The sequence below is a fragment of the Cellvibrio sp. genome, from assembly GCF_039207905.1.
Lineage (GTDB): Bacteria > Pseudomonadota > Gammaproteobacteria > Pseudomonadales > Cellvibrionaceae > Cellvibrio.
The window spans coordinates 25,823-50,641 of sequence record NZ_JBCECX010000034.1 but is presented as its reverse complement, the minus strand read 5'-3'; the positions used below and the strand labels follow the sequence as shown (position 1 = coordinate 50,641).

21 protein-coding genes are annotated in these 24,819 nt (G+C 49.2%); 7 read left to right on the top strand and 14 right to left on the bottom strand.

The window, feature by feature from the left end; translation table 11 throughout:
- From AAGC78_RS17450 to AAGC78_RS17415, 8 genes are all read right to left on the bottom strand, one after another.
- Positions 1-203 (bottom strand): crossover junction endodeoxyribonuclease RuvC (locus AAGC78_RS17450; RefSeq protein WP_435785384.1); only part of this gene is annotated, 203 nt, incomplete at its 3' end.
- Between the two features lie 98 nt (positions 204-301).
- Entirely contained in the window at positions 302-1,045 is a 744-nt protein-coding gene (locus AAGC78_RS17445) for a YebC/PmpR family DNA-binding transcriptional regulator (RefSeq protein ID WP_435785383.1), read from the bottom strand.
- Positions 1,046-1,157: 112 nt separating this feature from the next.
- Positions 1,158-2,963, bottom strand: a complete 1,806-nt coding sequence (gene aspS, locus AAGC78_RS17440; RefSeq protein ID WP_435785382.1) for an aspartate--tRNA ligase — start codon at positions 2,961-2,963, stop codon at positions 1,158-1,160.
- 64 nt (positions 2,964-3,027) lie between these two features.
- The gene (locus AAGC78_RS17435; protein ID WP_435785381.1) at positions 3,028-3,261 is read right to left on the bottom strand and encodes an FmdB family zinc ribbon protein; all 234 of its coding nucleotides are present in this window, start codon (positions 3,259-3,261) and stop codon (positions 3,028-3,030) included.
- Between the two features lie 166 nt (positions 3,262-3,427).
- Positions 3,428-4,132: a monofunctional biosynthetic peptidoglycan transglycosylase gene (mtgA, locus tag AAGC78_RS17430; protein ID WP_435785380.1), complete on the bottom strand. Its 705-nt coding sequence runs from the start codon at positions 4,130-4,132 to the stop codon at positions 3,428-3,430.
- A 6-nt stretch (positions 4,133-4,138) separates the two neighbouring features.
- A complete protein-coding gene (locus AAGC78_RS17425; RefSeq protein WP_435785379.1) occupies positions 4,139-4,624 on the bottom strand; it encodes a DUF4124 domain-containing protein in 486 nt (161 codons plus the stop codon).
- A 33-nt stretch (positions 4,625-4,657) separates the two neighbouring features.
- Positions 4,658-4,966 carry a Rieske (2Fe-2S) protein gene (locus tag AAGC78_RS17420; RefSeq protein ID WP_435785378.1) on the bottom strand — a complete coding sequence of 103 codons (309 nt, stop codon included), beginning with the start codon at positions 4,964-4,966 and terminating at the stop codon, positions 4,658-4,660.
- A gap of 39 nt (positions 4,967-5,005) precedes the next feature.
- Entirely contained in the window at positions 5,006-5,185 is a 180-nt protein-coding gene (locus AAGC78_RS17415) for a hypothetical protein (protein ID WP_435785377.1), read from the bottom strand.
- A gap of 20 nt (positions 5,186-5,205) precedes the next feature.
- On the opposite strand from AAGC78_RS17415, the gene AAGC78_RS17410 reads away from it, so the two are divergent.
- Both AAGC78_RS17410 and AAGC78_RS17405 read left to right on the top strand, forming a co-directional pair.
- A complete protein-coding gene (locus tag AAGC78_RS17410) occupies positions 5,206-6,540 on the top strand; it encodes a flavohemoglobin expression-modulating QEGLA motif protein (protein WP_435785376.1) in 1,335 nt (444 codons plus the stop codon).
- Positions 6,541-6,555: 15 nt separating this feature from the next.
- The gene (locus AAGC78_RS17405) at positions 6,556-6,939 is read left to right on the top strand and encodes a hypothetical protein (RefSeq protein ID WP_435785375.1); all 384 of its coding nucleotides are present in this window, start codon (positions 6,556-6,558) and stop codon (positions 6,937-6,939) included.
- A 52-nt stretch (positions 6,940-6,991) separates the two neighbouring features.
- Here AAGC78_RS17405 and AAGC78_RS17400 read toward each other — a convergent pair whose 3' ends face one another.
- Positions 6,992-7,375 (bottom strand): hypothetical protein, encoded by a 384-nt coding sequence (locus AAGC78_RS17400; RefSeq protein ID WP_435785374.1) that lies wholly within the window; start codon positions 7,373-7,375, stop codon positions 6,992-6,994.
- 412 nt (positions 7,376-7,787) lie between these two features.
- Here AAGC78_RS17400 and AAGC78_RS17395 point away from each other — a divergent pair, with 412 nt between their 5' ends.
- The gene (locus tag AAGC78_RS17395) at positions 7,788-9,704 is read left to right on the top strand and encodes a di-heme-cytochrome C peroxidase (RefSeq protein WP_435785373.1); all 1,917 of its coding nucleotides are present in this window, start codon (positions 7,788-7,790) and stop codon (positions 9,702-9,704) included.
- A gap of 284 nt (positions 9,705-9,988) precedes the next feature.
- Positions 9,989-12,286: a hypothetical protein gene (locus tag AAGC78_RS17390; protein WP_435785372.1), complete on the top strand. Its 2,298-nt coding sequence runs from the start codon at positions 9,989-9,991 to the stop codon at positions 12,284-12,286.
- Positions 12,287-12,372: 86 nt separating this feature from the next.
- Here the strand turns inward: AAGC78_RS17390 and tilS are convergent, their stop codons facing one another.
- The gene (tilS, locus tag AAGC78_RS17385; RefSeq protein ID WP_435785371.1) at positions 12,373-13,653 is read right to left on the bottom strand and encodes a tRNA lysidine(34) synthetase TilS; all 1,281 of its coding nucleotides are present in this window, start codon (positions 13,651-13,653) and stop codon (positions 12,373-12,375) included.
- 127 nt (positions 13,654-13,780) lie between these two features.
- Between tilS and AAGC78_RS17380 the strand changes: the two genes are divergently transcribed.
- Together AAGC78_RS17380 and greB are read left to right on the top strand one after the other, a co-directional pair.
- Entirely contained in the window at positions 13,781-15,652 is a 1,872-nt protein-coding gene (locus tag AAGC78_RS17380) for a S9 family peptidase (RefSeq protein WP_435785370.1), read from the top strand.
- A gap of 16 nt (positions 15,653-15,668) precedes the next feature.
- Positions 15,669-16,178: a transcription elongation factor GreB gene (greB, locus tag AAGC78_RS17375; RefSeq protein WP_435785369.1), complete on the top strand. Its 510-nt coding sequence runs from the start codon at positions 15,669-15,671 to the stop codon at positions 16,176-16,178.
- Positions 16,179-16,182: 4 nt separating this feature from the next.
- Here the strand turns inward: greB and AAGC78_RS17370 are convergent, their stop codons facing one another.
- From AAGC78_RS17370 to AAGC78_RS17355, 4 genes are read right to left on the bottom strand one after another with little or no spacing between them, the layout of a single operon-like run.
- Positions 16,183-17,385 (bottom strand): hybrid sensor histidine kinase/response regulator, encoded by a 1,203-nt coding sequence (locus AAGC78_RS17370; RefSeq protein ID WP_435785368.1) that lies wholly within the window; start codon positions 17,383-17,385, stop codon positions 16,183-16,185.
- A complete protein-coding gene (locus AAGC78_RS17365; protein ID WP_435785367.1) occupies positions 17,385-18,026 on the bottom strand; it encodes a chemotaxis protein CheB in 642 nt (213 codons plus the stop codon). Before AAGC78_RS17365 ends, AAGC78_RS17370 begins: the two co-directional genes overlap by 1 nt.
- A gap of 11 nt (positions 18,027-18,037) precedes the next feature.
- Positions 18,038-18,859: a CheR family methyltransferase gene (locus AAGC78_RS17360; protein WP_435785366.1), complete on the bottom strand. Its 822-nt coding sequence runs from the start codon at positions 18,857-18,859 to the stop codon at positions 18,038-18,040.
- A 27-nt stretch (positions 18,860-18,886) separates the two neighbouring features.
- On the bottom strand, positions 18,887-22,360 hold the full coding sequence (locus AAGC78_RS17355; protein ID WP_435785365.1) for a response regulator: 3,474 nt from the start codon (positions 22,358-22,360) through the stop codon (positions 18,887-18,889).
- Positions 22,361-22,781: 421 nt separating this feature from the next.
- On the opposite strand from AAGC78_RS17355, the gene metG reads away from it, so the two are divergent.
- Positions 22,782-24,806 (top strand): methionine--tRNA ligase, encoded by a 2,025-nt coding sequence (metG, locus tag AAGC78_RS17350; RefSeq protein ID WP_435785364.1) that lies wholly within the window; start codon positions 22,782-22,784, stop codon positions 24,804-24,806.
- The last annotated feature ends 13 nt before the right edge of the window (positions 24,807-24,819 follow it).

Sequence of the window (24,819 nt, the reverse complement as noted above, 5' to 3'; positions counted from 1 at the left end):
TCAATGGCCATGTCCTGCGGGCAATATTGCTCGATGATTTGGGTGAGTGAATCAAAAATAACCTTGAGACGCGCGGGCAGCTCATCCGCATCTTTCATGCGGATCACACCGCTGGTGACGTATTCGTATTTGCTGCCGACTACATTAATAATGCCAAAGCCGGTTTTGCGGGAGCCGGGGTCAATACCGAGGATAAGTGCCATAAGTTGTATCTATATACAGTAGTTATGGCGCAGTGTTGCATGATGGAAGGCGGCAGGCAAGCACCTGATGATCACCCATCAGATGCTTGATAAAACAATTAACCCAACTGCTCCATAATCTCTTCCGATATATCGGCATTGGTATAGACGTTCTGCACATCGTCCAAATCTTCGAGGGCATCAATTAACGCGAGAATTTTTTCGGCAGATTCTTTATCAAGACTAACAGTCAGCGACGGGATTTGGGTGATCTCGGATTCGGATTCGGTTAATCCAGCACTGGCTAGTGCATCTTTTACGCGAAAGAAATCTTCGAACGCGGTCATCACATCAAACGAACCGTCTTCATTGCTGACAACATCATCAGCACCTGCCTCGAGCGCAGCTTCCATCAAAGCATCTTCATTGATGCCAGATGCAAAACTGATTTGTCCTTTGCGCGCAAACAAATAAGAAACCGAGCCGCTAGTACCGAGATTGCCGCCTTTTTTATCAAACGCATGGCGCACATCGCCAGCGGTGCGGTTGCGGTTATCGGTCATACATTCAACAATAAACGCTACGCCGTTTACGCCGTAACCTTCATAGGTCAGTTCTTCGTACGCATCGGATTCCGACGTACCTGCACCGCGGGCAATCGCTCTTTCTACTACGTCTTTTTTAAGATTGTTGAGATAGGCTTTTTCAACTGCCGCACGCAGACGCGGGTTATCTGCAGGATTGGGGCCGCCTTTCGCAGCAACGGTAAGTTCACGAATAATTTTAGTGAAGACTTTAGTTCGCTTGGCATCCTGACGCGCCTTGCGATGTCTCATATTTGCCCATTTGGAATGTCCGGCCATTTAACTACTCCAACTGATTTTCCAACTTCTGAATTTCTGAAACAAAAAAGGTGGGCAAAAGCCCACCTTTTTAACCCCCTCATCTTTTGAAGGGGAGGGTCGGGGTGGGGTCTTACATGCCGTATTCAGGTGTATCTTCTGCGGCAACGGCTTTTTCTTTCTTGCGCAGACGGATGTGCAAATCGCGCAATTGCAATTCGTCCACAGTGCCCGGAGCGTCGGTCATTACACAAGCAGCGCTTTGGGTTTTCGGGAAGGCGATTACGTCGCGGATTGAGCTTGCGCCCACCATCAACATAATCAAACGATCCAAACCGAACGCCAAACCGCCGTGTGGTGGTGCGCCATACGCAAGTGCGTCGAGTAGGAAGCCAAACTTCTCGCGCTGTTCTTCTGGAGAAATACCGAGGATTTTAAATACCGCTTGTTGCATGGTTGATGAGTGGATACGAACCGAACCACCGCCCAATTCAGTACCGTTCAATACCAAATCGTAGGCGCGTGACAATGCAGCACCCGGGCTGGCAACCAGCTCGTCCGGTGTGCAACTTGGTGAAGTGAATGGGTGATGGATTGAAGTCCAGCCACCTTTGTCATCTTCTTCAAACATCGGGAAATCAACAACCCACAGTGGTGCCCATTGGGTGGTGTACAACTCAAGGTCTGCACCCAGTTTGCAGCGCAGTGCACCTAAAGCTTCGGTTACCACTTTGTGCTTATCAGCGCCGAAGAAAATCAGGTCGCCGTTTTCTGCACCAACACGCTCAAGGATTGCCGCGCGCACTGGCACTGGCAGGTTTTTAACAATCGGGGATTGCAAACCTTCTTCCAGATCAGACTTGTCGTTAACTTTGATATACGCCAAACCTTTAGCGCCGTAGATACCAACAAACTTGGTGTAGTCGTCGATTTGTTTACGGGTCAACTTCTCGTTACCGCCAGGTACTTTCAATGCGGTAACACGGGATTTTGGATCGTTCGCTGGACCAGCGAATACTTTGAAATCCACTTCGGTAACCAGGTCTTTGATATCAACCAATTCCAGCGGGATACGCATGTCCGGCTTGTCTGAACCGTATTTGGCAATCGCTTCCGAGAACGGCATGTGATTGATCGCCGCAAACTCTACGCCGAGCAAATCTTTGAACAATTCGCGGAACATACCTTCGGTAATTTCCATGATTTGTTCTTGCGACATGAATGAGGTTTCGATGTCGATCTGGGTAAATTCCGGCTGACGGTCAGCACGCAAGTCTTCGTCGCGGAAGCACTTGGCGATTTGGTAGTAACGGTCGTAACCGGCCACCATCAACAATTGCTTAAACAATTGCGGAGACTGTGGCAATGCAAAGAATTTACCGTCATGGGTACGCGATGGAACCAGATAATCGCGCGCGCCTTCTGGAGTCGCACGAGTCAGGATTGGAGTTTCAACATCGAGGAAGCCGTTGCGATCCAGATAGTTGCGGATAACGCTGGTCACTTTGCTGCGGAAACGCAGGTTTTTCTGCATTTCGGTGCGGCGCAAATCGAGGAAGCGATACTTCAAACGGGTCTCTTCGCCCACGTTCGAGTAAGAATCCAATGGGAACGGCATGGTTTCCGCTTCGTTCAGGATAGTCAGCGCAGTGCCGTACACTTCGATCTCACCGGTCGACATATTCGGGTTAACGGTTGATGGTGCACGCGCACGCACTTTACCGGTTAACTGCAATACGTATTCGCCGCGCACTTTGTCCGCCAAGGCAAAATTCTCTTTTGCATCCGGATCGAACACCACTTGCACAATACCTTCGCGGTCGCGCAGGTCGATAAAGATCACACCACCGTGATCACGACGACGATCCACCCATCCGCAGAGGGTAACTTCTTGATCGATAAACGAGGCATTTAAAGCGCCACAGTATTGGCTGCGCATAGGTAGTTCCTAGTATTTTTAGAAAGTATTGATCAACAATGAATTTGCTTAACGCGGTGATAACTTAGCTGGCAGATGAACTGCCCGACGAATCACCGGCGATGTTCTTTTTCTTGCCCGATTTAAAATCGGTCTCATACCAGCCACCGCCCGACAAACGGAACCCGGCCGCTGAAATTTGTTTTTTGAGGCTTGCCTTGCCGCATGCAGGGCAATCAACCAGCGGGGCATCGCTCAGTTTTTGCAACGCCTCCAAACTGTGGCTGCAAGCTTCACATTGGTATTCATAAATAGGCATCGCCATTACCCCGATTACAACAAGATAGTTACAACAATTGGACTAAACAGGATACCAAGACCCTAAAAGGGTCGCGATTGTAACGTAAATCCCCAGCGGCGAGAACCGCGCCGTACAAGAACAAAGCGATATTCGCGCCACAGGATCGGGGTTTAAACCTTTGGGATTAAGGAATACGGGAGTGGCGCATACGTGCCTGGACGCGGGAGGCGTGTTTGACCACCCAGGCCGGCATGGCTTTTTCATACTTGCGCGGATTGGGCAGCATAACGGCCATACGCGCCGCCGCTGATGGGCCTATCTGTGCAGCCGGGACTTTATAGTAATGGCGCGCGGCGGCTTCCGCCCCGAATACGCCATTGCCCCACTCCACCACATTCAAATACACCTCCAGAATCCGGCGTTTATCCCACACTAGCTCGATCATCATGGCAACTATGGCTTCCTCGACTTTGCGTACATAAGAGCGCGAGGGCGATAAAAACAGGTTTTTAGCGAGCTGCTGGGTGATTGATGAACCCCCGGCAACCGATTTACCCCGACGCTGATTTTTCTCCAGCGCCTTTTGGATGCCGCGCAAATCAAAACCATGATGCTCCATAAAGCGATCATCTTCCGCCGCAACCACGGCGCGCTTCAAATGCGATGAAATTTGGGGATAATCGACCCACTGGTGCTTTAACTCTGCTTTTGGGTTTTTCTCGCGCAGCTCATCCAGCCGGATCGACATAAAGCTGGTTTCGCCGGGATTCACCCACTTCCACAGCAACACATGGCCAAACAACCACAGCTGATATGCCAGTAACAGCAGCAATAGCCACTTTGCTATTCGCCAAGAGAGTCGCCATGAAATGCGCCAGAACTTTCTCATCGTCCGCTACTGCATCTGCTCCTGTTGTTGCACGCGCTGCTTCATCGCCTCAGCTGCTGCTCGAGCCTTGTCCAATGCGGACTCAGAACCTGATTGTTCGTTGGCAACTGCGGTCGCAGTTGATTTTTTGACCTTATCATCAGGCTCGGAGATAGCGTTTTGTATTTTTACTTCGACTTGTTCGGCACCCGCTGCCGTTGGCTTATCACCAAAGTGAACCTGACCATTGGCATCAGTCCATTTATATACCTTGGTAGGTGCAGCTGGTTCGGAACCGGAGTATTTATCTGCAATCCCTTTAACAGCCTGCTTGGCATCGGTTGCCAATTGATCTGGCGACACACTATCGCGCAGCCCTGCGAACCAATCGCCACCAAATTGATCGCGCATATCCCGCAACGGCATATTGCCGGTTTTAAGGTAGATCAAATAATTGCCAATCCCGAAAACCAACAACACCACAACCAGCGATTTAAATAGTAAACGTCCCATAGCAGTCCTTATTTATTATCGATTTCCAAACACTCAGCGAAGCTCAACTCCGATAGTGTTTCCCTCATAGATTAGCGGTAAAAATTGCAGTGCTTGCGCACAAACCGGGCTGCGTGAGCGCCCCGTGGTTAAATCAAATTCAATGCCATGCAGCGGGCAACGCAATGCGTTATTACTCAGACTGGCGTGAGTCAGAGGCGCGCTGGCATGCGGGCATTGATTTTTTATCAACAGGGTTTTGCCATTTTCTTGCAGCAGGAGCAAATCCTGCCCCGCCAGTTTAATCGGCTTGCGATAACCATCGAATAACAGGTGTAACTTTTCCAGCGCAACAAAAGGCATATCACTACCCACCGCAATAGAGCCACAAAAACAGCTCAGCTAAACGACGATCAAGCCAAAATCGCCCCATTCTGGCGATTTATCCAGCAAGACGCTAGCGCCAAAGCGGTATACGACAAATTCTGGCCACAAATGCCGAGCAACCAGATAGAATGGCGGCATTCCAATAGCAACAATGTTGGGTGTTTTTGCACCTTGGTATTCGGCCTGTTCTTGCACTTTTTTGTGGCAGCCTTGTTATGACCGACCCAGTCTATCTGGAGCGTTTAAAGCAGTTATCGACGCGCCTGGTATCCTTACAAAAACCGATTCGGATTCTCGACGCCGTTAAATGGCCTGCTGGTATTGAGCAGCGCTTTCGCGAACAACAAGGTAAAGAATTACCTGCACTGGATGCCGATTTTTATCAGCGCCAAAAATTGGCGTTTGATCCGGAAACCGTTAACCAATTATTAAAAGAATTAAAAAGCGATGTGCGCCGTCAGCTCGGGCGCGATGATGCGTTAGGCAAAATCCTGCAAGCAACCATTGATCAATACCAAATCGTTATTGAATTGTTGCGCGCACGCGGCACTCAGCAGTTCGGTCATTTCAGTCGCCAACTTTACGGTTCCGCCAGCGACAACTTACGCGGTGATCGTAAAACCTTGCGGCAGATGGGCGAGCAGCTTTGCCACATTTTTTCGTTACCGGCCGTAGAGCATTTGAATCGCCCCTACCCTAACGACATCAGTTCCGAAGAAGCAGTAAAAGTATTGCGCGAGCGCATGACGAATTATTTCGGCGCGGGCGAAGTGCGGGTGCAGATCAGCGACGATATTGTTTCCGATGCTTCAGCCGGTGGCGATTGCATCAAAGTGAATCGTCGCGCGTCTTTTTCTGAATTGGATTTGCAAGTATTGGAGGTGCACGAGGGTTGGGTGCACATAGGCACAACATTGAATGGCCGCGAGCAACCTTGGGCAACCTGGTTGAGCGTGGGATCACCGCGCATCACCGCAATTCAGGAAGGAATGGCGGTGTTGATGGAAACCTTGACCTTCAGTTCATTTCCACAGCGCGCGCGCCGAATTAGTGACCGCGTAGTCGCCGTGGATTTAGCCGAACAAGGCGCAGATTTTTGCCAAGTCTATCGCCACTTTTTAGAGCGCGGAGTGAGTGAGCACGATAGCTATCGTGTTACCCAGCGTGTATTTCGCGGCGGCACCCTTACCGGTGGCTCCGTGTTTACCAAAGATATTTCTTATGTAAAAGGATTTGTTGAAAATGTGAATTTTATTCGCAGCGCAATTCAATCAGGTGTGCCGGAAATTATTCCCATGCTATTTGTGGGCAAGGTGACACTCGATGATTTGCCATTGCTTTATGAGCGCTATTTGGAAGGTGTTATTGCTGCACCTAAATATTTACCGCCCATGTTTAAAAATTTGAATGGATTGTATGTGTGGTTTGGTTTTTCAAGTGGGATATCGCTGATGAATATCGCGCGGGTGCAAGAGCACTTCAGCAAGTTATTCAACAAACTGCCCACACCGGCCTACTTGCCGTCAAACCCCGATGCCGAAATAGACTGAGTTAGATAGTAAATTATGACGTATTACAAAGTTGTTCTCTCAGGCGAGAATATTTTTTTTGAAAACTCCAGTGATGCTCCAGACCCCGTCATTGGTTTTATTAGTTGCAAACTAATCAATACCGACACGGAAGAACTCGCCATCGCCACAGCTAAACGGGATTTGCTCGTGCACTGGAATCACAGCTTTAATTCCGACCGCAAATTGGGTATGCCCAAATTAGCGGTGGAACACATTGCTGAAGTGCGCGGTTGGTTTAAACCAAAAAGCAAACACGACTACTATTGGTTTACCGATGAAGAGCACAAACAAGCGCAAATTGAAGAATTGACACAACCACCGCGCCAATGGTTTTGGCGCAGTGCAGGCAAGAAAACCAAATCATCTACAGAAGAGTAAGAAAATCAGGAAGGAAAACGCGATGCAGCCCTGACAATCGCTAGGGCATCAATCAGGCAGTTGCTGCAACTGCCTGCGCAGGATCAATCAAATTCAAAAGAATAGTGCGCAGACCGGTGGACGTAATTTCTTCACTGCGCGCCGACAAAGGGGAATTTCCCACCCACTCAAAACGCCAGCGAAACAACTGGGTAGCATCGCCAGCTTCACGCACCTCAATCAATTCAAAACGACGGGCATCCAGATCAAATTTTTCGCGCAGCTGGAATGCAAATGGCTCTGCATTTTTGCCGACAAAACTGGAGGCTTGCTGGGTAGGTGCGGCGACAAACACGTAATCGCGCCCCTGGTACTGCAGATGGCAAACACCGAGACGGACACCCTGTCCGAGACGATTGCTTAAAGAAGTATCCACGAATAAAGGATTCATCAACATAAAGGTTCCGCTGCGCTTTTTATAGTGAATCTATGCATGTTGCTGCATTGATTCACAGGTTGATTATTCGCCACCCGGTTCCGTAAAAAGTCCCTCTGCTGCGGCGAGGCGGCAGTCTACGCACAATTTATGACAGTTCAAGTAAAAATCTGCCAATGACACCTTCTCGCCAACATCAGGAATTACTTTGTTACTTTATTGCCAAGTACTGGAAACAGGAGTGACAAACCTACCCTCTTTGGTTTGTGTCAGCACCAAGGCAATCTGGTAAAGTTAAAGCTAAGGCTGCGCGCTTCCTGAATAGTTCCTTAATATTTGTCGTCTCAACCGATTTATTTTTTGAACACTTTTTAGCCTACCAAAACCTGTTAGCTCACCAAAACTATATATAAAAGCTCGTAAAGGAATAGCTATGAATTTCAATCACCTGCGTATTGCGTTGCTAACTTGTATCGGCCTCACCACCGCTTCCGGCTGTACTTATATCTCCCAAGGTGTGCTCGTTGATAGCGACCGCCACGCACAAGTTGCCGCTGCAGATAGTTTCGGCGATAGCGCTGAGCGCGTGGTGTATCCAGATCAAAACTGGAGCGGCGCCGATAGCTTGTGGTTTTACAACGTTAGCCAGGGTTCAAATCTGATTCCCTACCAGCTGTTCCTGCATTTGGAGATGCCGGACAGCGAGTTGTTGTTTCGCAGTGATAGCAATATGAATCACCTGCGTTACCTGCCCCAACGCGCGTCTGTTTCCAATCCCGATGGTTTACCCGTTGGCTGGGTAAGGGATAAACACGCTGGCAAAGAGTTCGTTGGTTTTACCTGCGCGGCCTGTCACACCAGCCAGATTAATTATCAAGGTGTTGGAATTCGTATCGATGGCGGCGCGGCGCTGGCCGATATGGAACAAATGCTAAACAGCTTATCGGCATCGTTAAATGCGAGCCTGATAAACCCTGAAAAGTTTGATCGCTTGGCTAAAAAGGTATTAGAGAAAAAATATCCTGCTGATAAAGAGATATTCCGGGCAGAGCTCGCAGACACAGCAAAACAAATCGCCACTTACAATCAGATTAACGAACCGCGCCACGGCGACCAATCCGTTGCTTACGGTTATGCGCGGCTCGATGCATTTGGCCGCATCTACAATCGCATACTCGCGCACCTCACCCCCAAAGAGGACAACTTCAATCCCGCCAATGCGCCGGTGAGTTATCCCTATTTATGGGATACACCGCAACACGATTTTGTGCAGTGGAATGGTGTGGGTGACAACGAATTGGCGGGGCCGCTCGGGCGCAACACCGGCGAAGCGCTGGGCGTATTTGCGCAATTTAATTTGGACAAACAACGGGGCGATCTCGGCTATCGCTCGTCAGTCATAGTACGCAACCTGACCCGGATCGAACGCCATCTGGAAAGCCTCTGGTCACCCAGTTGGGAGGAATTGGCCAAACAAAAAATATTGCCGCCGGTTGATCCCGTACTGGCTGCAAAAGGACAGCAAGTGTTTGTTGAGTACCAGTGCCATACCTGTCATGAAGCGATTGATCGCACCGATTCCAAACGCCGCATCACCGCGCAATTCTCCAGCCTGCAAACCATTGGCACAGATCCGTTTATGGCGATGAATGCGCTCAAGTACACAGGCAAAAATGGTTATTTTGCAGGGCAAAGAATTGATCCACTAAAACTCAACTCGCCGCTCTTTCAAGAGACCGGCCCGGTATTACCGGCATTGAGCCTCGCGGTCGCAGGTGTGATAGTGCAGCCGGATCACGACAAAAGTGCAATCCGCCGCTGGACTGAAAATACTTACGACGTATCCACATCGATTTCCGACAATCCGATCCAGAGGACGGAGCGCAATCTGGACTTTGAAGTCGTCAACAAGAACAACCCAGCCACGCTGGTTGCTTATAAAGCACGTCCGCTCAATGGTATTTGGGCTACCGCTCCTTACTTGCATAACGGCTCGGTGCCGAGCCTCTATGAACTCTTTATGCCGAGCTGCAGTGACGAGGAAATCGCGAGCGGAAAGGTCTGCCGCCCGAACCGCTTTATCGTTGGTGGACGCGAACTGGACCCGGTCAAAGTCGGTTTTGTGCAGCGGGACCCAACTGAGTATCCAGGGCTATTTGTGTTCGACGCGCGCCTGCCCAGCAATTCCAATAAAGGCCATGAATATGCCGCTGGCGTGACTCCCGTCTTTGTATTGGATGCCCGTGGTCGCCCGGTAAAAGATGCAGAAGGAAAACCGCAGATGCGCACACTCACCCCAATCACTGCCGAGCAACGCCTAGCGCTAGTGGAATACTTAAAAACACTGTAATCCGCGACTGCCAATCGCCCTCATCCACAACCAAACCGGATGGGGGCGATACAGTACCAAGCGCCAGGTTTCACAATTGCTCACAACTTACTGCTTATATTTACACTAAATTGTCCCTTTCATCTGGCGCCACTGAACCAATCCAACGTTTTGGCGGTCTTTAGGCCACCTCGCTGTGCGTGAGGAAAACGCACTTGAACCCTAATATTGCAGGCGATTGATTGACACCAAGCGCCGCGACACACAGAATCACCGACCAGTTTTAAACCTCAGGAACCTGCTGAATGAATATTGATCGTTTCTCACCGCTGTTGAAGCGCACCACCCTGCTCCTGTCGCTCTTGGGGGGGATAACTTTATTAACCGCCTGTGGCGGTGGTAGCGACAAAAAATCCTCGGCAAGTTCGTCCTCGGTTAGTTCATCTTTACGCAGCAGCTTCGCCGCCGCGTCTGTGCCTGCTAATGGCTCAGGTGTCTGGCCGAGCGTAAAAGTGGAAGCACAAAATCCCAAGGTGCTCACCTTCCAATGGAGCGCAGTTGACGGCGCAACCCACTACAAATTATTCAAACACGACGCTGCGACCGGCGGAGTGGTTCAAGTGGGCGACGACCTGACCACCACCACAGCAACGGATGAAATAGGCGTTCACGTTCACGACTGGGTGAACAATTACTATTATGTAGACGCTTGTAATAATGGCGGATGCCAGCGCTCAAGCCTGACATTCACTGCTACTGAGATGATCAAAGCGATTGGTTACGTAAAAGCATCCAATACCGAAGCGAATGATTTCTTCGGCTGGAGCATTGCACTGTCTAGCGATGGCAAAACTCTCGCAGTAGGTGCACCGGCAGAAGACAGCAATGCTGTTGGCGCTAACGGCGATCAAACCAACAATGAAAGCACTAACTCCGGTGCGGTGTATATCTTCGTAAAAAATAATGGCGTATGGGTTCAGCAAGCTTATTTGAAAGCATCCAACACCGAACAGCTGAACTTAAACCCATACCGTATGCTTGTTAACGACCGTTTTGGTTATAGAGTTTCGCTGTCAGATGACGGTAATACTTTGGCGGTATCAGCGCTACTGGAAGACAGCCCGTCATTCGGTATCAACTGTAATCAGAACAACTACGAAACAACGAGCCGTATTAGCGTTAGCTCCAACTCATCTGCATCTTCAGATCCATCCGGTGACTTTATTGCTGCACAAGATTTTAATGTAGGAGCAGTTTATATATTTAGCCGCGAGGGTAGCGATTGGACGCAAGATGCTTATGTAAAACCCTACTACGCAGTGAACCACGCCTTTAACAGTACTGGCACCGTGGAATTACGCTTCGGCGAAACACTTGCCCTCTCTGGCGATGGCAAAACCCTTGCGGTAGGTACAACCAGTGATTTCATCGCCAGAAGCGGTGTATTCAATCTGGTTCATAATTCAGCCAGCAGTAATTCGTCTGCGAGAGAGTGTTTGGAGTTTTACCCATCAAGCCCGTCATCAGCTAGCAGCTCTTCAACGTCGACCAGCAGCTCCTCATCGTCAAAAAGTTCTGCATCGTCCACCAGTAGTTACAACGGCGGCTCAGGTTCAGGCGCCGTTTATATTTATCGATTGGAAGCGGATGGATGGAAAGAAGATACACACGTAAAAGCATCGAATGCACAATCAGGCGACGCATTTGGAGCCAGTGTTGCCCTGTCAACTGACGGTAAGACCCTTGCTGTTGGTGCTATTGGTGAAGACAGCCAAGCCAAAGGGGTTAATGGCAATCAGGCAGACAACTCTTGTTTCTATCAGAACAGAGACTTGCTCTACATTATGGATCTCGGCTGTGAAGACGCTACTTACGGAACCTACGGTATCAACAATGGCGCCGCTTATGTATTTACTCGCGGCGAGATTGATTGGGTTCAAGAAGCTTATCTGAAGCCAGCATCCACCTTCTTCTCTACACTATTCGGTTCAAGTGTTGATCTATCCGGTGATGGCAATACCTTGGCAATTGGCGCCAAGGGCGATGCTGGTGGCACACTTAACACTGATGACCCCAAAAAGATCGACAGAGACCAGGTGCAAGAAATTGCCAAATCAGTAGGTAATGGATCAACTTATGTATTCAGCCGCACCGGCTCAACCTGGGCTCAACAAGCCTACCTGAGACCATCCACCATTACTTCCGGTGGTGAGTTTGGCGGTGATGTGGCCCTGTCGTTGGATGGCAATACTCTGGCGGTCGGCTCCTTCCGTGAAGCAAGCAATGCCAAAGGTATTAACGGTGATCAAGGCGATACCAGCCTTGAGCGTGCAGGTGCCGTGTTTGTATTCAAACGCGATAACGCCGGGTGGAGCCAACAAAGTTACGTTAAGGCCAGCAATACTGATTCTGACGATCGCTTCGGCTTGAACGTTGCGATTTCCGGTGATGGCAAAACCATGGCAGTTGGAGCGCACCGCGAATCGGGCCGTGGCTATGCAGCTGCATCCAGTGGTGCCAGCACTAGCTCGGTAAGCAGCAGCGGTGTCTTGGATCAAAACGATAACTCGGCTACCGCAGCGGGTGCCGTCTACCTCTTCTAAGTGGTAGCTGGCTAAAAAAACGGGATGCAATTGCATCCCGTTTTTTTTGACCTATTATTTTTCAAACAGCGCTTGTATTGGATATTTTATTGCCAGATTAATCGATAGCCGTCTTCATCCTCAGCAGCCACATAATCAGCACACACCAATAAATCACCCACCGCTACCAAATTTGCTCCACTGAAAACCAGCGGCACCTTATCGCGCAACCAAGGCTCGAGTGCGTACTCTTGCAACAGCTTTTTTAACGTTTGCGAGTGCGCACGACCTGCAGGCCTGCAGCGTTCGCCTCCTTCGCGATAACGAATTTGCACATCAGGTAAATTGATTTTTAAACGCGGTTTACTATCCACATCCAGCAATTTAAATTGCAGCGTCATCTCCGGTAACCGCAGCGGTAGCGCATACAAACGTTTCTGATAAACCCGTAACGATACATCGCCCCAGTTCACTTGCGCCTGCGCATCCTCACGCCCGTGCAATAATTGTTGTTCGATCTGCTGCCAGTGCAATTGTTCAGGAGTGGAGTGATTCAACAACCGCAACCAGTAACGCAGCAGATTTTGTTGGCGCACTGCGGACAAGCTGGAAAAAATATCCAGATCAATACTTTGCCCAACCCGCTCGATTATCGGTGCTACGCGCAATAAATCCTCGTGGGCGATCTCCTCCACCAATGACTCCTGCTGCGCACAAAGTTCGGCAGTTTGTTGCCACTTATGCCGAAATTTCGGCCAGCGGTTTTGTAATAGTGGCATCACCTGATTGCGCAAAAAATTGCGGTCGTAGTCATCATCAAGATTACTTTCATCATCGACCCACACCAGCCGATGGGCATGAGCGTAGGCTTCCAACTGCTCGCGGGTAAAATGTAACAATGGCCGCACTAAAGACCCGGCACCTAACGCGCGCATTGCCGCCATGGCCCCCAAACCGCGCGGCCCGGTACCGCGCATTAAACGCAGCAATAATGTCTCCGCTTGATCATTAGCATGATGCGCAGTAAACAATACATCATGCGGTGCGATATTTTTTTCAAACACCTTGTAGCGTGCAGCGCGAGCCGCATCTTCAATTCCCTTGCCCGTATTTTCCACACGCACTTTTTCCGCATGGAATGGAATTGCATAACGCGCGCAAAAATCGGCGCACTGCGCTTGCCATGCATCCGCGTTAGGTGAAATTTGGTGATTGATATGCAACGCGCGCAAATGCACGGGTAAATGCAATTGCGCCAGCGCGTGCAGCAGCACGGTTGAATCCAAACCACCGCTAAAACCCACCCACCAGATTGCGCCTGATGCTGGAATCGGTGGCAGATAAATGCGTAGTTGTTCTGAGGAAAAAGCCATAACAACAGCTACCATAAGTAAATCCGGTTGATGGATGCATTAAAGCCGAAACCTGAACAAATAAAAACCCTGCCTTGCCCTTGCTTCATAATGAGAGGCAAAATACCTCATTCTTTGTATTTCTATTTGATTATCTAACATTATGACCAGCACTTCTTACGGCCACTGGCCCTCCCCTATTACCACTGAATTGCTTACCACCCAAGGTGTACGCATCAGCGAGCCACAAGCAGTTGGCGAACGCCTTTATTGGCTGGAATCACGCCCGCAAGAAAAGGGCCGCAATGCATTGGTCTGCGAAACAAACGGTGTACGCAGTGATTTACTGCCAGCACCGCACAGCATTCGTACACGTGCGCATGAGTATGGCGGAGCGCCCTACCTCGCCACAGAGCAAGCCATTTTTTATGTGCTGGATAGCGATCAACGTATTTATCGTTACGATTATGCACAAGAAGAAACCCGCGCGTTAACCGCAGAAGGAAATTATCGCTACGCTGATTTTTGCTACGATGCCAAACGACAAAAATTATTAGTAGTTCGCGAAGATTGCACAAAAGATGCGCACCATCCCGAAAGCAATATTATTGCAGTGGATGTAATCGGCGGTACCACGCAAGTTCTTGCACAGGGCGCCGATTTTTATTCCAATCCACGATTATCGCCCAGCGGCGATCAACTCAGTTATTTGCGCTGGAATCACCCCAATATGCCGTGGGATGCAACCGAGTGCGTGCTTGCCGAATTGGATCAACAAGGTGCAATCACTAACACTAACGTAGTTGCCGATGGAGATCAGGAATCTATTTTTCAACCCCAATGGTCACCGGCTGGCGAATTATTTTTTGTATCAGACCGCAGCAACTGGTGGAATATTTATCGCTGGGATGGAACCACCGCAACTCCGGTTTATAGCGCTCCCGCAGAGTTTGCCACACCGCAATGGGTGTTCGGCATGAGCTGTTATGGATTTTTATCCAACACGGAAATTTTATGCTGTTTTAGCCAACAGGGTTTCTGGCAGCTCGGGGTAATCAATATTGTAGATAAAACTCTGGCCACTATCGCTTCTGACTTTCGCGATATCTCCAGCATCCACTGCCACAACGGTGCAGGCTATTTTATTGCAGCCAGTAATAACCTGGGCGCGCAGCTCTGGCATTACGCCGATAAAAAAATTGCCCCACTAACCACCAGCCCACAAGCGATTAATAGCCAATTTATTGCAGCTGCACAAACAATCGAATTTCCCACTCGCGATGGTGAAAGCGCCCGCGGTTTTTTTTATATGCCAACCAATCCAGATGTAACTCCACCTGTCGGGCAATTACCACCGCTACTGGTGATGTGCCATGGTGGCCCCACTGGAGCAACCGAAAGCTCGCTCAATTTTAAAATCCAATTCTGGACCAGCCGTGGCTTTGCAGTACTGGATGTAAATTATCGCGGTAGCACCGGCTACGGGCGAGAATATCGCGACCGCTTAAAAAATAATTGGGGTGTAACTGATGTCATTGATGTGTGCAGCGGCGTTGATTATTTAATTGCACAAGGTGTTGTCGATAAAAATAAAGTAGCGATTCGTGGTTCCAGCGCTGGCGGTTACACCGTATTAGCTGCACTCACTTTTGGTGATAGTTTTAAAGCAGGCGCAAGTTTGTATGGTATTGGCGATCTTGAAGCACTCGCGCGCGATACTCACAAATTTGAAGCGCATTATCTGGATTCACTGGTAGGTCAATATCCGCAAGAGCAAACTATTTATCAACAGCGCTCACCCATCAACCATATCGAGCAACTCAATTGCCCGGTGATTTTTTTACAGGGTTTGCAGGACAAAGTAGTTCCGCCAGCGCAAGCAGAAGCCATGGTCGCCGCATTGCAACAAAAGGGGATAATGACTCGTTACGTCACTTTTGAAGAAGAGGCGCACGGCTTTCGCCAAGCGCACAATATCCAGCGCGCGCTGGAGGAAGAATTAGCATTTTATTTAACGGTTTTTAGTAACCAATAATTGTTGGAGAGAACTGATGGGACGTTGGCGCCCCCCCAGCGAAAAAGGTTCGGCATACATTACTGCCGCCGGATTTAAACGCATGAAAGATGAAGTCACGCAGCTATGGAAAATCGAGCGTCCGCAAGTGACCCAGGTTGTGCATGAGGCGGCAAAAAACGGCGACCGCAGCGAGAACGGTGATTACATTTATGGCAAGCGCCGATTACGGGAAATTGATTCGCGCGTGCGATTTTTATCCAAGCGTATGGAAGCGGTTACGGTGGTGGATCGCCTGCCCGAAGACCAAAGCAAAATATTTTTTGGTGCCTGGGTTACATTGGAAGATGATGATGGGAACGAAAGTTCGTATCAAATTGTCGGCCCCGATGAATTTGATGTGGCCAAACATAAACTGAGTATGGATGCACCGCTGGCGCGCGCAATGATGGGAAAAAGGCTAGACGACGAGATCGTATTGAAAAAGCCGGAAGGTGAAGAGTTTTTTTATATCGTCAAAATCGAATATAAACCTTACGATGAATAAATAGTTAAACACTGCCATTTTCAACTTGTCGCTGAGTAGCATCACCTTCAACGTAAGCAGCAGGCAAACACAGGGTGAAGCATGCACCTTCACCCGGATTACTGCGCACAACCAAACTACCGCCGTGCGCTTCCGCTAGTTGGCGGGCAATATACAGCCCCATTCCCAAGCCTTCGCGCACTTTATTATTTCCCAACCGCTCGAACTTTTCGAAAATACGCTGTTGCTCGTTCGGTGCAATACCGCTGCCCTGATCTTGCACATGAACTTCTACTCTATCGCCAACAACAGCGAGCGTAATAGCGACAGGTTTTCCGCCACCATAACGCAGCGCATTGGTAATCAGGTTAATGATGATTTGCTCAACCCGAAAATCATCCCAGCTGCCGTACACATTCTCTACAACATCAATAGTAAAGCTGCTACCAGCGGCGACTGCTTGCAAGGTGAAATCACCCACTACGCGCAGCACCAGTTGCGATAGATTAATTTTTTCGGGGCGGATCGAAAGGTTGCCAGTATTAACGCGGGAGACTTCCACCATATCGTTAATCAAACGCACCATGCTGTTGATCTGGCGCGTATCGCGCTCCACCATGGAGTGAAGACGCTCTTTATTAAAGACGGATAGGTCACCACGCTGCAATTGCAACTGGCGCACTTGCGATTCAATGTGCAAAGTATTTAACGGCGTGCGCAACTCGTGCGCAACCAACGAAATAAAGTCATCGCGCATTTTCAACGCGCGCTCCAACTCTGCTTGGGTAGCGTGCAATTGGCGCTGGCTTTTTTCAAGCGCTTCAACTTGTTGTTTAACTTGCGTGCGCTGCTGGTGCAATGAAACAAACACATTCACTTTGCTTTTAACAGCGCCGATGTCCAATGGCTTATGCAGAAAATCTACCGCGCCGGTTTCGTAACCTTTAAATGCATAGTTAAGCTCGCGCCCACCAGCGCTGACAAATACGATAGGAATATGGCGCGTTTTTTCGGTGCCGCGCATCAACTCTGCCAATTCAAATCCATTCATATCCGGCATCATCACATCGAGGATCGCCAGAGCAAAATCATGTTCAAGCAACAATGCGAGCGCAGCATCGCCAGAGGATGCTTGATATATCTCCCGATCGTCTTGCTCAATAATCTTGGCAAGCGCTTGCAAATTTTCCGGCAGATCGTCGACGATCAGCAGCTTGGTACTTTGCATTAACATTGCTCCACTCTGAAAATGAACTTCTGGATTTCCTGTAATGGAAAAACAAAATCCGGATTAAATAAATCAAGTGCCGATTTCGGCATCACCGCAATTTCTGCCTCTGCAGGATCTTGCACTACAGTAAGCCCACCCATCTCATGAATTCGCGCCATACCTTCTGCGCCATCCTGATTTGCGCCGGTTAACAGGATACCAGCAAGTGCTGCACCATAGGCATCCGCAGCGGATGCCATCAATACATCAATCGACGGGCGCGAATAATGCACCGGATCTTCACAGCTAACCGAAAAACTCCGGTCACGTTCAATCGATAGATGATAACCCGGCCCTGCAAAATACACGCGCCCGGGCTTGATGCGGTCTTTATCTTCGGCGATGACTACCTTTGTCGCTATATGATGCTGAAAAACCTCAGCCAAACGAGTTTCGCGCGATTCAGGCATATGCAGCACGATAATAATCGGCACGGGGATATTTTGCGGTAAATTCCCCAACAATCCCAGCAATGCTTTTATGCCGCCGGCCGAAGTTCCAATCACTATGGCTTCGATGTTGCGTTTTTTTATTTTCTCCTCCAGATTCTCACCGGAGGATTCAGCAGTAATTCGTTGTGCACTTTCCACATTCGCCATAGGCTTCCACCTTAACGTTTGCGATAAATACGCTGTGCTTTTACCAAAGGTTCAAATGCGTTGGCATGACCGGAAAAATCGATGCTCTCTTTACTGCCAAGCCCTAAAAATCCGCGGTGGCACAAGGACTCATGAAATAATCCCAGTGCGCGCTCCTGCAATTCATGATTAAAATAAATCATCACATTGCGACAGCACACCAAATGCGTTTCCGAAAACACACTGTCTGTTGCCAAACTGTGATCGGCAAAACTGACATTCTCGCACAGGCTGCGATCAAACAAAGCAGCATCATAGGCGGCGGTATAGTAATCCGAAAATGATTGCTTTCCACCCGCCGCTTGATAATTAGCAGTGTAACTACGCACGCGCTCCAACGAAAAAATACCTTTCTTCGCTTTATCTAATGAATGTGGATTAATATCCGTAGCATAAATAATACTACGATCCAGCAATCCCTCTTCCTTGAGTAAAATCGCCATTGAATAAAGCTCTTCGCCCGTACTGCAACCTGCAATCCAGATTTTCAGCGAGGGATAGGTTTTTAGAAACGGCACCACCTGCTCACGTAACGCAAGAAAGTAATCCGGATCGCGAAACATTTCTGTTGTCGGAATCGTTAAGTACTGCAACAACTCCATAAAGGTATCAGGGTCATGCAACACCTTCGCCTGCAATTCCGAAATAGATTCGCAGCGTAACTGACGCAATGCATGCAAAACCCGGCGCTTTTGTGATGCGCCGGCGTAATCGCGAAAATCATAACTGTATTTGAGGTAAATCGCCTCAATCAATAACTTCAGTTCGATCTCGCTACTCGTAGGATTATTCATCAAACAGGTTCCATTCAATGCAGCTTATCAAATACGCTCAAGCGTCGGCATCCATACGCGCAGCAAGGAATAGAGACGATCAATATCAATTGGTTTGGCAAGATAATCCGACGCACCGGCTCTGATGCATTGCTCCTGATCATCTTTCATTGCTTTGGCAGTAATCGCAATAATGGGCAATTTTTGGAAGCGGACATCGGTGCGGATACGGCGTGTTGCTTCGAGCCCATCCATCACCGGCATCATCACATCCATCAATACCATATCAATATCGGCAACCTCGTTAAGCTTTTCCAATGCTTCAACGCCGTTGCGGGCGATCTCCACCAAGGCACCTTTTTGTTCAAGCGCGCCGGTCAACGCAAAAATATTGCGCATGTCATCGTCGACTAACAAAATGCGGCGACCATCCAACGCGCGGTCGCGGCTGCGCACAGTCTTCAACATATTTTGTCGTTCGCTGGATAATGCCGATTCCACTTTGTGCAGGAAGAGTGTTACTTCATCCAGCAAACGCTCTGGCGAACGCGCGCCTTTAATGATGATGGAGCGCGAATATTTCAGCAGCTCGCTTTCTTCCGCACGGGTAAGGTTACGCCCAGTGTAAACAATGACTGGTGGGAAACAGCAAATATCTTCGGTAGACATCAGTTGCAACAACTCATGCCCCTGCATATCGGGCAATTTCAAATCGATAATCATGCAGTCAAAAATCGTGGTGCGCAGCAAATCAATTGCCTCTTCACCGGATTCAACTGCGGTGATATCGATATCTTCATCGCCAATCAAATGCACCACACTTTGGCGCTGCAGCGCATCGTCTTCCACTAACAAGACACGTTTTACTTTTTGCGTCAGCTTGTCTTCAAGTTTGGTAAATACTTCTTTCAAACGGTCACGCGATGTTGGTTTAACCGCGTAACCAATCGCGCCCATTTGCATCGCTGCTTCACTGCGATCGGTGGCCGATACAATGTGTACCGGGATATGGCGCGTCAGCGGATTCGCTTTTAATTTTTGCAGCACATTCATACCGGATGAATCCGGTAAACCTATATCCAGCAAAATGGCATCGGGAATTAAATCAGCGGCAATTTGCAAACCTTCTGCCGCTGTCTCGGCCACCAGACAGCGATACTGCAGTTCGTGCGCCAAGCTATAGAGGATCTGCGCAAACTCCGCATCATCTTCAATTACCAGTACTGCGCGCTCAGCAAGCAAGGTTTTATCGCGATCATCCTCAAAGAAACGCGGCACAGAAACTGATTCAAACGATGGACCTTTCTGATCGGCAATAACCTGCGCAGCAATTACCGGGGCAACCACAGAAACGTTTGCATCCGGTGCAGCATTTTCTTCGGTCACGGGCAATTCAAGCGGCAGGACTAAAGTGAAGGTGCTGCCTTTACCTGGCGTACTTTCTACAGTAATGCTACCGCCGAGTAATGCGGCAAGATCGCGCGAAATTGAAAGCCCCAAACCTGTGCCGCCGTAGCGACGACTGATGCTGCCATCCGCTTGTTGGAAAGCTTCAAAGATCAAAGATTGCTGCTCTTTCGCAATGCCGATGCCACTGTCGGTAACTGCAAATCCAACGCCGCCCGATGCAGGGAAAATACGCACGCTGATCTGGCCTTGCTCGGTAAATTTGATCGCGTTGGATAACAGGTTTTTAATAATTTGTTCAAGGCGTTGGTGATCAGTAAAAATCGATTTTTCGGTATCGGCATCAATCTGGATATTGAACTGCAATTTCTTTTGCGTCACCAACGGCTCAAACACCAAACGCAAAGACTCAACCAACCGCTGCAGCGGAATATGCTCAGGCGCAAGTTCCAATTTGCCTGCTTCTACTTTGGAGATATCGAGGATATCGTTGATGAGGTTGAGCAAATCATTACCGGCGGAATAAATGCTATTCGCAAACTGGATTTGTTCGGGGTTGAGATTGCCTTTTGCGTTTTCTGCCAAGAGTTTTGCCAGGATCATCGAGCTATTCAGCGGCGTGCGCAGCTCGTGCGACATATTGGCAAGGAATTCTGATTTGTACTTGCTCGCGCGTTGCAGATCGATCGCACGCTCTTCCAATTCGGCTTGAATGGTGTTGAGCGCGATATTTTTTTGATCCAGCGCGACAGCTTGATCGATTAATTTTTCGTTGGTTTGCTCAAGCTCAGCTTTTTGGTTTTCCAACAGCGCTTGCGATTCTTCCAGAATGCGCGATTGTTCTTCCAACTCTTCATTCGCGGTGCGCAACTCTTCTTGTTGCACTTGCAGCTCTTCGTTCAATTGTTGGCTTTCTTCATAAGAATCTTGCAAGCGACGGCGATTGATCGCCATCTCCAGCGAGCTGCCAATATTCGGCGCAACCAATTTCAGGAATTCGATATCGCGCGCAGCAGGCGGATGCAAGAAGCCCAACTCAATCGCACCATTGGCTTGACCATCGTGTTCGAGCGGGACAATCACCAGATAGCGCGGCTGCGCTTCACCAAGACCCGAGGTAATTTTTACATAATCGGCAGGCACATCTTTTAGTTCGATAATGCGGCGAGACAGCACTGCTTGCTCAACCAAACTATCGCCCGACTCCAGAATCTGGTCAGCTTCTTCATACTCTTTGCGCAAGCCATAACTCGCCACGCGCTTTATACCTTTGGTGCCAACGTGGCGCGAATAAAAAGTCGCTGCAGATGCGCCAAGATAATTAACAATAAAATCCAGGCTTGCCTGCCCAAGCGCAGGTTTGGAGGTCTGGCCAATAGTCTGCTCTGCCAAACGCGCTTGCCCCGAGCGCTGCCAGTTTTGCTGCTCAAGAATTAACGAGTGCTGTTGGCGCTCATCAAGCGATTCATTGAATGTTTGCGATAAGCTGACCAGTGAGCGACGCCCGAAGAAACTCAGCAAGCCGGTAACAAGCCCCATAATCACCAGATAACTGACAATCGATACGGTGGTTACAAACCGGGCTTCGTCACGCCGCTCAATCAGCAACTTGGTTTCGGTGGTTTGAAACTCAGTCAACTCACGGCGAATTTCGTTAAATTCCTGTTGGCCACGGCTGCGCACCATTTGTGCGTAGTCACCATTGTCGCGGCGTACCTGGATGATGTTTTCTGCGTACTTCATCCACTCTGTATGCATGACTTCCAAACGGCTAAGGCGATCCGCCTGAACCGGGTTATCACCAACCTGCTGGCGTAATAACTCCAATTCCGCTTTGATCTTTGGACGCGCGATATTGTAGTTGGAGAGGAAACTATCTTCGCCGGTAACAAGGAATCCGCGCAGCCCTGTCTGCATATCGACAAGCAAACGGGTTACTTCATTGGATTTACCCAGTACCGACTCTGTGTGCTCCACCCAGCGCAACGCCGAGAGCAAAAACAGGATCAGGATGATAAATGCCGCCGCATTGATAAGGCCAAACACCAACGGAAAGATGATATTGCGCGCGAGAATCTGACGAAATGTGCTTTGATCAATAGATGAAGGAGCCATTATTGTTCCGTTGGTATTCTAGTTATCAGGAGTATCCAAAACGGTGTTTTGAACTATGGGTGCCTTTTCAGTAGCACGATTCAGTAGCACGAGTCGCGCCAAGGTGTTTTTATAATGTTTGCATGGCTAAAACCGGCTGAATGGGGGGGATTGTCGCCGTATATCACCATAACAACAACCACTTTTGTACAATCACTCATCACTGTAGGTGTCGTCAAAATTGCAAATTTAACAATTTTGCAAATTTGACAAAAATCACACTCCGATTCGCTGCCGCTTATCCAAGTGCTTATTTAATCGCGACCTTGTGCGGAAAAAGCGCCTGAATCAGGACGGGAAAAATGCTATAGTGCGGCGCCTTTTTTGTGGCCGGGCAAAACTATCCCGGCCTCTATGTTTCCGAATCCAACAGGTTTGATCCATGACCCAAACACCACGCAAGATTCTCGTCACCAGTGCCCTACCCTACGCCAATGGCTCGATTCACCTCGGCCACTTAGTGGAATACATCCAGACTGATATCTGGGTGCGCTTCCAGAAAATGCGCGGTATGGATTGCACTTACGTGTGTGCGGACGATGCGCACGGCACAGCGATTATGCTGAAGGCCGAGCAGTTGGGTCATTCCGCTGAACAACAAATCGCCAATGTAAAAGCCGAACACGAGGCAGACTTTGCCGCGTTTAATATCGCCTTTGATAATTATCATTCGACCCACAGCGACGAAAACCGCGAATTGTCGAACATGATTTATGGCCGCCTGAAAGCCAACGGCCATATCGCGACCCGTGCGATTACCCAGGCTTATGATCCGGAAAAGCAATTGTTCCTCGCTGACCGTTACATCAAAGGCACCTGCCCGAAATGTAAAACTGACGACCAATACGGCGATAACTGCGAGAAATGCGGTGCAACTTATTCGCCGATGGATTTGATCAACCCGAAATCGGCGATTTCCGGTGCAACCCCCATCGCCAAAGACTCCGAACATTTTTTCTTCACCTTGCCCGCCTTCAGCGACTTTTTGAAAAACTGGACCCGCGCCGGTCACTTGCAAGATGAAGTAGCCAACAAAATGGCCGAGTGGCTGGATGCCGGTTTGCAGGAGTGGGACATCTCCCGCGATGCGCCCTACTTCGGTTTTGAAATTCCCGGTGAGCCAGGCAAGTATTTTTATGTGTGGCTGGATGCACCTATCGGCTATATCGCCAGTTTGAAAAATCTGCTCGATAAGAAAGGGGAAGATTGGCAGGAATACTGGAAACCGGATTCAACTGCCGAGGTTTATCACTTTATCGGCAAAGACATCGTGAATTTCCACGCACTCTTCTGGCCAGCGATGTTGCATTCAGCCAATTTGCGCACCCCCACCAAAATTTGTGTGCACGGTTTCCTGACCGTTAACGGCACCAAGATGAGTAAATCGCGCGGCACCTTTATTAATGCACGCACGTACCTCGATCACTTGAATCCGGAATATCTGCGTTATTACTTCGCGGCAAAACTCACCAGCGCCGTGGACGATATCGATTTGAATCTGGAAGATTTTATCCAGCGCGTGAATTCGGATTTGGTTGGCAAGGTAGTCAACATCGCCAGTCGTACTGCGAAATTTATTAATAATGCCGGCGGCGTTTTAGCAAATGAAATTGCTGATAAAGCGCTCTGGCAACAATTTATCGATGCGGGCGAAACCATCGCCAACTACTACGAAAGCCGCGATTACAGCAAAGCCATGCGCGAAATTATGGCGCTGGCCGATGCCGCCAACGAATACATCGCCACGCAAGAGCCGTGGAAGTTGGCGAAACAAGCCGGTGCTGAAGCGCAAACCCAAGCGGTGTGCACACTCGGCATCAATATGTTCCGCGCCTTGCTGACCTATTTGAAACCGGTATTGCCAGCGCTGACTACCGACGCGGAAGCATTCCTGGGCGAAACCCTGAACTGGAATGCGCCGGTGAGTTTCCGCTCCGGCGAGAAGATCAACGAATTCAAACCGCTGCTGACTCGCGTTGAAAAAGACAAAGTAGATGCGATGATCGAAGCGGGTAAAGAAGCGCTGGCAACCGCAGCACCTAAAGCGGAAGCAAAAGCATCTGACGTTGAACCTATTGCAGCAGAAATCGATTTTAATGATTTCGCCAAAGTGGATCTGCGTGTTGCGCTTATCGCCAATGCCGAACACGTTGAAGGCTCGGATAAATTGCTGCGCCTGACCTTGGATTTGGGCGGTGAAACGCGCAATGTTTTCTCTGGTATCAAGAGCGCCTACAAGCCGGAAGATTTGGTGGGCAAGCTGACCGTAATGGTCGCCAACCTCAAGCCGCGTAAAATGAAATTCGGCATGAGCGAAGGCATGGTGTTAGCGGCAGGCCCGGGCGATAAAGAAATTTATTTGTTAGAGCCGAACAACGGCGCCAAGCCTGGGCAGCGGGTGATGTAAGTTAATCCCCTCG

Bases quoted from the DNA above. Each gene is read 5' to 3' on its own strand.
- AAGC78_RS17445 (WP_435785383.1), bottom strand. From the start codon at position 1,045: ATGGCCGGACATTCCAAATGGGCAAATATGAGACATCGCAAGGCGCGT.
- aspS (WP_435785382.1), bottom strand. From the start codon at position 2,963: ATGCGCAGCCAATACTGTGGCGCTTTAAATGCCTCGTTTATCGATCAA.
- AAGC78_RS17435 (WP_435785381.1), bottom strand. From the start codon at position 3,261: ATGCCTATTTATGAATACCAATGTGAAGCTTGCAGCCACAGTTTGGAG.
- mtgA (WP_435785380.1), bottom strand. From the start codon at position 4,132: ATGAGAAAGTTCTGGCGCATTTCATGGCGACTCTCTTGGCGAATAGCA.
- AAGC78_RS17425 (WP_435785379.1), bottom strand. From the start codon at position 4,624: ATGGGACGTTTACTATTTAAATCGCTGGTTGTGGTGTTGTTGGTTTTC.
- AAGC78_RS17420 (WP_435785378.1), bottom strand. From the start codon at position 4,966: ATGCCTTTTGTTGCGCTGGAAAAGTTACACCTGTTATTCGATGGTTAT.
- AAGC78_RS17410 (WP_435785376.1), top strand. From the start codon at position 5,206: ATGACCGACCCAGTCTATCTGGAGCGTTTAAAGCAGTTATCGACGCGC.
- AAGC78_RS17405 (WP_435785375.1), top strand. From the start codon at position 6,556: ATGACGTATTACAAAGTTGTTCTCTCAGGCGAGAATATTTTTTTTGAA.
- AAGC78_RS17400 (WP_435785374.1), bottom strand. From the start codon at position 7,375: ATGTTGATGAATCCTTTATTCGTGGATACTTCTTTAAGCAATCGTCTC.
- AAGC78_RS17395 (WP_435785373.1), top strand. From the start codon at position 7,788: ATGAATTTCAATCACCTGCGTATTGCGTTGCTAACTTGTATCGGCCTC.
- AAGC78_RS17390 (WP_435785372.1), top strand. From the start codon at position 9,989: ATGAATATTGATCGTTTCTCACCGCTGTTGAAGCGCACCACCCTGCTC.
- tilS (WP_435785371.1), bottom strand. From the start codon at position 13,653: ATGGTAGCTGTTGTTATGGCTTTTTCCTCAGAACAACTACGCATTTAT.
- AAGC78_RS17380 (WP_435785370.1), top strand. From the start codon at position 13,781: ATGACCAGCACTTCTTACGGCCACTGGCCCTCCCCTATTACCACTGAA.
- greB (WP_435785369.1), top strand. From the start codon at position 15,669: ATGGGACGTTGGCGCCCCCCCAGCGAAAAAGGTTCGGCATACATTACT.
- AAGC78_RS17370 (WP_435785368.1), bottom strand. From the start codon at position 17,385: ATGCAAAGTACCAAGCTGCTGATCGTCGACGATCTGCCGGAAAATTTG.
- AAGC78_RS17365 (WP_435785367.1), bottom strand. From the start codon at position 18,026: ATGGCGAATGTGGAAAGTGCACAACGAATTACTGCTGAATCCTCCGGT.
- AAGC78_RS17360 (WP_435785366.1), bottom strand. From the start codon at position 18,859: ATGAATAATCCTACGAGTAGCGAGATCGAACTGAAGTTATTGATTGAG.
- AAGC78_RS17355 (WP_435785365.1), bottom strand. From the start codon at position 22,360: ATGGCTCCTTCATCTATTGATCAAAGCACATTTCGTCAGATTCTCGCG.
- metG (WP_435785364.1), top strand. From the start codon at position 22,782: ATGACCCAAACACCACGCAAGATTCTCGTCACCAGTGCCCTACCCTAC.